Here is an 11,227-nt window from a genome sequence, read left to right as displayed (position 1 = left end):
ATGAAGATGCAAAAAGTGAAAAAAGCGATTATCCCGGCTGCGGGTCTTGGAACAAGATTTTTACCGGCTACGAAGGCAATGCCAAAAGAAATGCTGCCGATTGTTGATAAGCCGACCATTCAATATATCGTAGAAGAAGCGGTGGCTGCAGGAATTGAGGATATTATCATTGTAACCGGTAAAGGAAAAAGAGCGATTGAAGATCACTTTGATTATGCATCAGAACTTGAGAGGAATCTGATCGAAAAAGAGAAGTTTGATTTACTTGCAAAGGTGAAATTCACATCAAATTTAGCGAATATTCATTATATCCGACAGAAAGAACCAAAAGGACTGGGACATGCTGTCTGGTGTGCGCGTCAGTTCATCGGTAATGAACCGTTTGCCGTCTTGCTGGGTGACGACATTGTAAAGAGCGGCGTGCCTTGTATCAAGCAGCTGATGAATCAATTTGAACAGACCGGCACATCAATCATTGGCGTCCAGCAGGTAAAAGAAGAAGAAACGCACCGTTATGGCATCATCAATCCGGCAGGCAGAGATCAGCGGCTGATTCATGTTGAAGGGTTTGTGGAAAAACCGCTGCCTGGCACTGCACCATCAAATTATGCCATTCTTGGCCGGTACATCCTGACACCGGAAATCTTCAGCCTGCTTGAAAATCAGGAGACTGGGGCAGGCGGAGAAGTCCAGTTAACTGACGCAATCGAAAAGCTCAACCACTTACAGGAAGTATACGCATATGAGTTCGAGGGCATCCGTTATGATGTTGGAGAAACGCTTGGTTTCCTGAAAACAACGATTGAATTTGCATTAAATGATACATCCATTAAACGTGAGTTTGAACAGTATCTGAAAGAAGTGATCCGCACGATTGAACCAAGAAATACAGTGACATATTAACCCTGAGGGCATATATTAGGCGTCTAAATCAATTAAAGGGGAAGTGAAAATGATTGGGGACAAAATTAAATACTTGAGACTGAAAAAAGGATACTCCGTCTCTCATCTGGCATCCAGATCAAATGTTTCAAAATCCTATCTGTCAAATCTCGAAAACAATAAGAAAAACAACCCGTCATTATTCATCCTTTCAAAGATTGCCCATACACTTGAGGTATCAGTAGAATACCTGGTAGATAAAGAAATGGACTTTGAAAAGAGGCATCTTGACCCGGAGTGGCTGACACTGATAGAAGAAAGCATAAAAGAAGGCATGTCTAAAGAAGACTTTTCAGCGTTCCACCAGTATTTGAAATTCAGAAAAAACATGACTGATGTTCATAGAAACCCGGTTGGCAAATCAGAAATATGATGTTAAAACAAAAAATGTTGCATCATTTCCATTGATACATCATATATATAAAGTTGCAAATAACAGAAGAACGCTGACCATTCAGCGTTCTTCTGTTATTGAGCGGGAATATAAATCCCGCTGCCGGATCTGGTACGCATATGTAAGGCTTTAAATAAAAGGCTATGTTAAAGGCCAATGTTGTTTTAGCACAGCTGGTGATTGGAGCGGAAAGCGTTCCCCTTGCAGCGGAAATCAACAGCCTCCTTTTACAGAGCTAAATAAAAAAATACAAACTATTAAAGTGTTCTTTACAAAGAACAAATAATTCTTTATAATGTACATATTCTCTGGTGTTTCCTGATTCAAATAACACAGATGTCCATATATGAATCAGGCTTTTTCCGCAGAGGCCGGCACAACAGCAGAGGTAAAAGTCAAATGTATGCTGGACAAAAAGAACAGAACTGAGGGGTGAGAGGATGAGGGTATTAGTTACTGGCGGTTATGGGTTTATTGGGTCCCACACAGCCGAATTCTTTTACAGGGAAGGTCATGACGTTACCATTATTGATAACCTGAGCACCGGCTCTGAAGAGAACATTTCATTCAAACACACGTTTTATGAGATGGATGTGAAAGATCATGCCTGTGATAAAGTATTTGATTCAAAAAAGTTTGATGCAGTCGTTCATTTAGCTGCCCAGGTGGATGTTGGCATTTCAATGCAGGATCCGTATAAAGATTCCGAGTCAAATGTACTCGGACTGGCAAATATTCTGCAGCTTTCCAAAAAGCATGGTGTCAAAAAAGTATTTTTTGCTTCTTCAGCAGCGGTGTATGGATTAAATGAGCACATTCCACTGCAGGAGAGCGAGGTGTGTGACCCTATTTCAACTTATGGAGTGAATAAGTATGTCGGCGAGATGTACTGTGAGAAGTGGGGATCAATCTATAACCTTGATACAGTTACTTTCCGCTTTTCAAACGTGTATGGACCTCGTCAGGGAATGAGTGGGGAAGGCGGCGTTGTATCAAAATTCATCACACGGGCACTCCGGCATGAGCCTCTGACTGTCTATGGAGATGGTGAACAAACGAGAGATTTCATCTATGTAGAAGATGTAGCTGAGGCCATTTTAAAAGCGATGGAATCAAATATTACCGGTATGTACAATCTTTCAGCCAATACACAGACCAGTGTAAATGACCTGATAGACGAATTAACCCGGTATGCAGACCTTGAAGATGTCGTGTATACAGATGAAGCCCCCGGTGATATTAAGCATTCCAGACTTGATAATACAAGGGTGAAACGTGAACTCGACTGGGTTCCGCTTCATACTTTCAGTGAAGGTTTTGAAAAAACTTTCGAATGGTTTCAGGAAAATACCGAGTTTAAGAGAAGAAAGAAAGAATCTATTCCTTTTGCAGAAAAAATCAGCCGGATGGGGCCTGTGATTCCATATGCAGAAAACTTTTTTCTGTTCGCTTTAGCGATCGCAGGAAGTATATTGCTGCAGGATACTTTTTTTATGATTGATTTTATTCTTTTTTACATTGTCATTGCCGCTTCAATTTTTGGCCGTAGTCAATCCCTTCTCTCAATTGGTCTTGGACTGTCGTGGTTTTTATTCGTCAATATTTCAAACGGCCGTGAACCAATCTCTATGTTAGTCGATATGAATGCTTTAATTCTTATGGGACTTTATGTTTTTGTAGGTCTTACACTGGGCTACGTCATTGACAGAAAAGAGAAAGCAATCGAGTATACACAGGTTGAATATCAGACACTGAGTGAAAAGTATGATTCGCTGCATGCTGTGTATAATGATACGCTTCATGTGAAAAATGAGCTGCAGGAGCAGGTACTTTATACGAATCATAGCCACGGGACGATCTATGAAATTGTTAAAGCGCTCGACAGTCTTCATGAATCTGATCTGCTTTGGGGGTCAGTCAGTATGACAGAAAAGCTGATGAATAACAGTGAAGTCGCATTGTTTAAAGTAAACACAGAAGGGACTTTAACTGTTGCTGCTAAATCTGATCTGCTCCCTGCTATGCAATCGTTTGAATTGCCCGAAGCAGCGTCAGACAGTCTTCGTGCGGGAAGAGTGTTCGTTAATAAGAACTTCGATTCCAGCCTTCCTTCCATGATGGCGCCAATAAAGGTAAGTGGACATGAATATGGCGTGCTTGGTGTCTACCATCTGCCTTTTGAAAAGTATTCGTTATTTTATCAGAATCTGCTGCTAATCGCGTCAAAAATGACTGCATCTGCTCTTGATAAAGCCATTCAATATCAGCGTGCTGTTGATTCAGACCGTTATATCAAGGGCACTTCAGTACTAAAGCCTTCATTCTTTACAGAACTGCTTGAAAACAGGGAATTTGTTGCCAATCCATTTCAGGCTCCTCAAACGCTCATAACCGTCGTGCATGAACATATCAGCCTCGAAGAATTATCCGGTGTATTTGAACCGGCACTTGAAGAGAATGAATTCATGGGACTCGATCAGGACGGACATTTATGCTTTCTGATCTTCAATGACCAGGAAAATAAGGTGGAACAGTTTTTAAAACTGCTTGAGAACTCAGGCTTTGAGCTGAATGTCACGCAAGAGGAGAAGTATTATGGCTGAGGTCTTAGTTTTCTACTATATCGTGTCTTTACTCATATTAGCGATTTTGCTGAAGAAAGCCAAAGAGAATAGGCTGCTTAAAATAGCAACAGTCTGTTTTCTACCTCTTGTGGGGTGGTTTGTGCTATATGCTTTACTGCGTTCAACTGGTGAATTAACCATGTTTAACACTGAAGAAAGCAATGGTTCAACAGAGGATTTGTCAGCTGTTTTTATGAAAGTAGACATTGAGGAAGAGACCAATGTAATCCCGATTCAGGATGCATTGATATTAAATCATAATGATATCAAACGGAAAATGCTGATCCATTCTCTGAAAGAAAATACGATGACCAATATGCTTGTCTTACAAAAAGCACTTGAAAATGAAGATTCAGAGACTTCCCACTACGCAGCTTCAGCCATTGTGGAAATGAAAAGAAAAAGATTGAACCATATAAAAAAAGTAGAAGATTCTCTTAGCAGAGAAGAGACATCAGACTTACTTTCAGAATATGTCCAGGCAATCAAACAATATATGGACAGCGGATTTCTTGATGACATAACGAAGCATAAATACAGAGAGAAGTTATCGACTGCACTGAATCAGTTGCTTGAGTCAGGAGAGGCACTTCCCTGGCACTGCAAAATAAAAGTGGAAACTGAACTTGAATTAAAACGATATCAGGAAGCAGAGGCAGCATCATCTTTTTTTCTGGACCAATATCCATCTGAAGAACAGGCATATCTCACAGCAATGAAAGTATATTATGCGACAAACAACGAATTAGGTATCAGGCAAATGCTTAAACAGATCAGACGCAATCGTATATTTCTTACGACTGAAGGAGCTGACATTGTACGGTTCTGGAATTGAGGAGGTTACCTGACATGGGGTACAGATTTATTTTAAGTAAAAGCACCATTTTTATTATTCTTTTTCTGCTTGTGGCTGGACCCCTTGTTCAGCTGCCAAGAGCCAGTTATTTTCTTCAGACACATGAGGATCCTGTTAAAGGTATGACTGAAAATGTGGAAATGTCTTCAGCACTCAGTGAAACTGAAGCATCAGCTTTTTCACATGAAAAGCATCTCATTGTATACAGTGAGGCAGGAGGGCATTCGGAGTTAATCAAAAACCAGGTGATGCAGACGCTCAGTTATATGAAGCGTACCGGTGAACCGGTTGGTACGGAAGAGGTCCCTGAAGATTTAAGCCAGTATAAATCCATTACGCTCGCAACGGAAAAAATAGACTCAATTGAGGACTTTGAAAACATCATCTCTTATGTCGAAGAGGGAGGAAACCTTTTTTTCGCGATACGTCCTGATATTTCTCCGATTTTCGAAAAAATCTACAGAAAGCTTGGGATTTATGAGCTTTCAGGTGAATATAAGCAGATTGAAAGTATCATAATGACGTCAGATTTATTAGTAAATGCCAAAGGATTAAAAGTAGAAGATGAGTTCTTCAGCAACTCTGCACTGCTGCTGCAGATCAATAGTGATACAGAACTGCACGCACGATCAGAAGAAGGAATTCCGTTAATGTGGAGTCATTCGTTAGGAGAGGGCAGGGTGATGTTTTTTAACGGAACGATGCTCATTAGTAAGATGCACAGGGGCATCATTGCCGGTGGACTCAGTCACCTGGCAGGTCCATTCATGTATCCCATCATCAATTCAAAAGTGTTTTATATTGATGACTTTCCGGCTCCTTTTCCGACAGGGAGGCACGAAGGAATCTATGCAGAGTACAACAGGGATCTCCCTACATTCTTCAGAGACATCTGGTGGCCTGAGATGCAGCAGATTGCCAGAGAGAATGGGCTGAAATATACAGGTGCATTTATTGAGACATATAATGACCGGGTGGAAGGGCCGTTTAAAGAGAGGGTTGGGGAAGAAAACCTGAGAATCTATGGCAGGGAATTGATTAATATGGGTGGCGAAATCGGACTTCACGGTTACAACCACCAGTCCCTGACACCGGATCATGAAGTATCAAAACATTATGAGTATAATAACTGGCCATCAAAGGATGAAATGGTGCAGGGTCTCGAAGAAGCTGATGCCTATTTCAAATCAATCTTCCCTAATTATGAGTTAAAAACATATGTGCCGCCATCGAATGTACTAAGCGAGGAAGGAAAAGAAGCAATGAAACAAGTAATTCCTTCAATGGATATTATTGCTTCTCTTTATCATAAAGATTTAAAAGGACTCGAGTATACGCAGGAGTTTCAACAAAAAGACTCCTTTATAGAAATGCCGAGAATATCGTCAGGTTTTCATTATTCTGATGAAAATAAATGGATATTGTCTAACATGGCTACGCTTTTAGGTGTATTTTCTCACTTCCTGCATCCGGATGACCTGATTGATTATAAGCGCAGTAATAATGATTCATGGTCAGAGATGCGAAAACAATTCACAACCATGATGGATGACCACCTTGAAAAATACCCTTGGATGAAAAATGAAACTGCTTCTGAAAGTGCTGTCAGCCTGGTCAACTATGAAAATACTGACGTGTTTATGAAAGCGGAAGATATACAAATAGAAGTGTGGCTCAATAACTTCACAGGCTCGTATACTTTTTTGCTGAATTCCGATCAAAAACCTGCTGATATCTCCGGAGCTTTTGCTGAAAAAATCAGTGACCGGCATTATCTGGTGACTGCAACGTCCGATACAATCAAAATTGAATTGGGGGAATCAAGATGAAGATCTGCCTGATTGCTGAAGGTTCATACCCATATGTAATGGGCGGTGTATCAAGCTGGATTCAGATGCTGATGAATGCCATGCCGGATCATGAATTTGTCATCTATGCCATTGGAGCAGAGAAGGCGATGAAAGGTCAGTTTAAGTATGATCTTCCGCCTAATCTGCTTGAGATACAGGAAGTATTTCTCGATTCATTTCATGATGAAGAGGCAGGTCTGCACCGGAATTATAAGCTTTCTGAAAAAGAGAAGGAAGCAGTCAAATCCTTATTAACCAACCGTGACACCGACTGGAATCAATTGTTTTCGCTGTTTACTGATCAGAGAATAGATTCAGTAAGCGGGTTTGTATCCAGCAGAGATCTGTTTGATATCGTCCGGGAAGTGTGTGAAGAGCATTATCAGCAAATTCCGTTTACCGAGTTTTTCTGGTCTGTCAGATCCATGCTGCTTCCTTTACTTGCCCTGTTAAAACATAAGGTTCCGGAGGCAGATCTCTATCATAGTGTAGCAACCGGATATGGGGGAGTCGTTGGTGCATACGGTCAGTATTTATATGAAAAGCCTTATATCCTTACTGAACACGGCATTTATACGAGAGAGCGTGAAGAAGAAATTATTAAAGCAGACTGGATCAAAGGGAACTTTAAAGATCTATGGATCGCCTACTTCCACTCTTTATCCATGTGTGCCTATAAAGCTTCCGACCAGGTGATCAGTCTGTTCAATAGAAACCGTCTGATTCAGGAAGAGATCGGATGTGACAGCGGTAAAATTTCTATCATTCCAAACGGAGTTCATCCTGAGGAATTTCTTCAGCTGAAAACAAAAGAGAATAATCAGATCAATCAGCTGCTGGTTGGCGCCATCGTAAGAGTAGTACCGATTAAAGATATCAAGACAATGATCCAGAGCTTTGACATTGTAAAGCGGTATATCCCGCATGCCGTGTTCTATATTTTTGGTCCTTATGATGAAGATCCTGAATATTACAGAGAGTGCAGGGACCTTGTCCGTTCACTGGGAACAGAGGATATTATTTTTACAGGCCAGATTGCAGTAAGAGACTATCTGGGAAAAATGGATTTGCTTGTTTTGTCGAGCATCAGCGAAGGTCAGCCACTCGCAATCCTCGAAGGACTGGCCGCCGGAAAGCCCTTTGTCTCAACTGATGTTGGATCCTGCAGAGAACTGTTGTATGGGTCAGATGACGGGATTGGGCCTGCAGGAAGAGTAGTGCCTGTCATGCACTATGAAAAGATGGCAGAAGCGATTATTGAGATCGGCCAGGATGAAAAGTTGAGACTGGCTATGGGTGAGAATGGGAGAAAACGGGTGATGAGACATTATACAAAAGATCAGTTTATCAGCAGCTATAGACAGATCTATGAAAGCAGAGGTGTATTGCAGTGGCAGGCATAGGGTTTGAACTGAAAAAATTGTTTTCTGAGAAGAGTTTATTCTACAGAGGAAGAGCATATGCAGCATCAACGATTGTCATCGCAGGACCACTGCTTTTATGTGTCCTGATTATCACTGCCTCACAGCTGTTCCTGAGGTATATCGAAGCGCCTTTTACAGAGAGAGAGCTGTTTCTTGGTGCTGTTCAATACAGTTTTATTTTCTCACAGCTTGCTGCCGGCGGTTTTGTTTTATTGCTTGCAAGGTATTTATCTGACCGGATCTACAGTCGTGAAGAGAACAGTATCCTATCATCTTTATACGGTGTAATGATTACTGTGTTAATCGCTGGCGGCATGACAGGAATGATTTTTTATTCCTTCTCTCCGCTGCCACTTCTCTTTAAGTTTTTTGCTTACATGCTTTTTATGCAGCTCATGATCATATGGATCCAGACGATTTATATCTCAGCATTAAAAGAGTATAGAAAAATCGTATATGGATTTCTAACAGGGGTCATCGTTTCTATTCTTGCAATTTTTACAGGCTACCAGCTTTTTGACATGACCTCTGCTGTCGACCTGCTTGTTACACTGAATGCAGGATTTTTTACTATACTCTTTTTGTTCTTTATTGAGATCAAAAAGAGGTTTCCTGTTAATAACGGAAAGTATTTTGAATTTCTTTCATATGCTGCGCGCTATCCGGTTCTGATTCTGATCGGTTTTCTATATACGCTGGGATTGTTTGGACACAACTTTATTGTCTGGATGAGCAGTGCGGGTATTACGGTGGCAGGTACTTACCGTATGGCTCCGCTTTATGATGTTCCTGTTTTTTATGCTTATCTGACAATTTTACCAGCAATGATTGTTTTCGTGGTTTCACTTGAAACTGCTTTCTATCCGCACTATCAGCGTTTTTACAAAGTGGTACTCGGTTCTTCGACATTGAAGGAGATCAGGCATGCGCAGGATAGAATGTTCGGCATATTGAGCAGGGAAATCACGTTTGTAATGGAATTTCAGCTGTTTTTTACAATCAGTGCACTTGTATTCGGTGGCAAAATATTACCTATTACCAGATCACAGGTTGATATTTTTAACATTGTGACAGTAGGCGGGTACTTTTTTATCACGATGTTTATTCTGATGCTGGTTCTTCTGTACTTTGATGATCGAAAAGGTGCGGCAGCAGCAATGGGAAGTTATACAGCAGGACTTTTGATTATCACGCCATTCACAGTAGCTTTTGATAACTTTGGACTTTCATGTTTTATAGCAGGCGTCATTGGCCTGGCGGTTGCCCTGCTGAGATTACAGCATATTAGCAAAACATTTGGCTATTATACGTTCTGTTCTCAACCGGTCATGATGAAAAAGCATAAAGAAAAGGTGGAAGGTATAGTCAGCAGACTAAATTCTCTAAATGGAGCTGGAAGTGATTATGAGACGAAAAAATAATATTTTTTGGTTGCTATGCCTCATCCTGCTCATGCCGGGATGTTCTTATCTGGCGCAGCCGGCAGCAGAAGACCAGGAATACAGGGAAGCAGTGGCGGGTTCCACACAGGATATTGTCAACTCAATTCCTTATTTGGACAAATTGGTAGAAGATCGGAAAGTATACGAACAGGACGATGACAGCAGTGTTGTTCATTTATATTTAACAGTGCTCGAACAGGAGGAAGAATACACATTTTATGATTTGAACCACTTTTACGATATGCAGCAGGATCTGACCCTTAATCCACAACCGTTAAAGGCAATTATTCAGGAAGGGGACGAAAACGGTCCTTCGCCTGATATGTTTCAGGGAGATCAGGAACTTGCCAATAGTACGGTAGAGCTCCGTGGTAACACCACCCGGCTTGCCAGACAGAAATCGTATCAGATAAAGCTTGAAGAACAGGCAGGGCTGTGGAAAGGGCAGACGATTTTGAATTTAAATAAGCATCCGTATGACTATACAAGAGTCAGAAATAAACTGAGCTTTGATTACTTTGAAGAAATTCCTGACTTCACAAGTATGAGAACGCAATTTGTAAAGCTGTATGTTAAAGATTTGTCAGAGGGGAAGGATAACGGTTTTACTGACTACGGATTATATACTCATATCGAGCAGCCGAATAAGAGGTTCCTGTTCTCTCATGGACTGGACCCGAACGGTAACCTGTATAAAGCTAATTTCTTCGAGTTTTTCAGATATCCCGATCACATTAAGCTCGCAGATGATCCGGAGTATGATAAAGCAAAATTTGAAGAAATTCTGCAAATCAGAACAGGTGAAGACCATACTAATCTGATTGAAATGCTTGAAGCGGTCAATGATTACTCAAAAAATATTAACGACGTAATCGAAGAGTATTTTGACAGAGACAACTATCTGACCTGGATGGCAGTCAATATTCTGATGGGGAATACAGATACGACGACACAGAACTTTTTTCTGTATAACCCAATCAACGCAAAAAAGTTTTACTTCCTGCCGTGGGACTATGATGATGCATGGAAGCTCGAAGCGAATAATGAAGGAACAGATGCGGGAGATGTTACAAAATGGAACCGTGGAATCAGTAATTATTGGGGCAGTGTGCTTCATCAGCGTTTCCTGAAAAATCCGGATAACCTTGCAGCAATAGAAGAAAAAGTCTCAGACTTATTAGAGATTATTACACCGGAAAGAACACAGGAGTTAATCGACAGCTACTATCCAATTGTCAGCAGTGCTGTCAGACAAAACCCTGATTTAGCAGGATTGAGTGTCAGAGTTGAAACATTTGATGGATTATACCAGGACTTGATCTATGCACCTGAAGAAAAGTCCAGCCTCTTTTATGAAAATATGGATAACCCGATGCCGGTATTCTTAGGTGATCCTGTGCAGGCGAAAGATCAGATGAACTTCACCTGGGGTACGTCCTATGATCTTCAGGGAGACGATCTGACATATACGCTGGAAATCAGCAAAACAATTGATTTTACAGACATCTACTATTCAAAGAAGGGGATTGAAAAAACTGAGTTAACGATTCCGCTCAAAGGCCTCCGCAAAGGGGAAAATTACTGGCGGATCATCATTACAGATGAAAAAGGAAATACACAGGAAGCTTTTGACCGTATCTACCGGAATGATATTTTTTATAACGGATTAAAAGAATTCTTCGTGGACGGATAAGG

The 11,227-nt window shown here is 41.0% G+C and carries 8 protein-coding genes; all 8 read left to right on the top strand.

Going from position 1 to position 11,227, the window contains the following annotated elements; translation table 11 throughout:
• The first annotated feature begins 6 nt into the window (after positions 1-6).
• The 8 genes from galU (at position 7) to KP77_RS15935 (ending at position 11,225) form a co-directional block, all read left to right on the top strand.
• Positions 7-903, top strand: a complete 897-nt coding sequence (gene galU / locus KP77_RS15970; RefSeq protein WP_041123730.1) for a UTP--glucose-1-phosphate uridylyltransferase GalU — start codon at positions 7-9, stop codon at positions 901-903.
• Positions 904-952: 49 nt separating this feature from the next.
• Positions 953-1,315: a helix-turn-helix domain-containing protein gene (locus tag KP77_RS15965; RefSeq protein WP_041123729.1), complete on the top strand. Its 363-nt coding sequence runs from the start codon at positions 953-955 to the stop codon at positions 1,313-1,315.
• A 461-nt stretch (positions 1,316-1,776) separates the two neighbouring features.
• Entirely contained in the window at positions 1,777-3,939 is a 2,163-nt protein-coding gene (locus tag KP77_RS15960; RefSeq protein ID WP_052474364.1) for an NAD-dependent epimerase/dehydratase family protein, read from the top strand.
• Positions 3,932-4,795 carry a hypothetical protein gene (locus tag KP77_RS15955; protein ID WP_041123728.1) on the top strand — a complete coding sequence of 288 codons (864 nt, stop codon included), beginning with the start codon at positions 3,932-3,934 and terminating at the stop codon, positions 4,793-4,795. Before KP77_RS15960 ends, KP77_RS15955 begins: the two co-directional genes overlap by 8 nt.
• A 14-nt stretch (positions 4,796-4,809) precedes the next feature.
• Positions 4,810-6,645: a DUF2194 domain-containing protein gene (locus KP77_RS15950; protein ID WP_052474362.1), complete on the top strand. Its 1,836-nt coding sequence runs from the start codon at positions 4,810-4,812 to the stop codon at positions 6,643-6,645.
• Positions 6,642-8,069, top strand: coding sequence for a GT4 family glycosyltransferase PelF (pelF, locus tag KP77_RS15945; RefSeq protein WP_041123727.1), 1,428 nt, complete (start codon positions 6,642-6,644; stop codon positions 8,067-8,069). Before KP77_RS15950 ends, pelF begins: the two co-directional genes overlap by 4 nt.
• Positions 8,057-9,511: an exopolysaccharide Pel transporter PelG gene (gene pelG / locus KP77_RS15940; protein WP_052474359.1), complete on the top strand. Its 1,455-nt coding sequence runs from the start codon at positions 8,057-8,059 to the stop codon at positions 9,509-9,511. Before pelF ends, pelG begins: the two co-directional genes overlap by 13 nt.
• Entirely contained in the window at positions 9,495-11,225 is a 1,731-nt protein-coding gene (locus KP77_RS15935; protein WP_041123835.1) for a CotH kinase family protein, read from the top strand. The genes pelG and KP77_RS15935 overlap by 17 nt, the downstream gene beginning before the upstream one ends.
• Positions 11,226-11,227 lie beyond the last annotated feature (2 nt).

Origin of the sequence: Jeotgalibacillus alimentarius (assembly GCF_000829445.1) — a bacterium.
In the GTDB taxonomy this organism is placed as follows: Bacteria; Bacillota; Bacilli; order Bacillales; family Jeotgalibacillaceae; genus Jeotgalibacillus; species Jeotgalibacillus alimentarius.
This window is presented reverse-complemented; position numbering and strand designations above follow the sequence as displayed.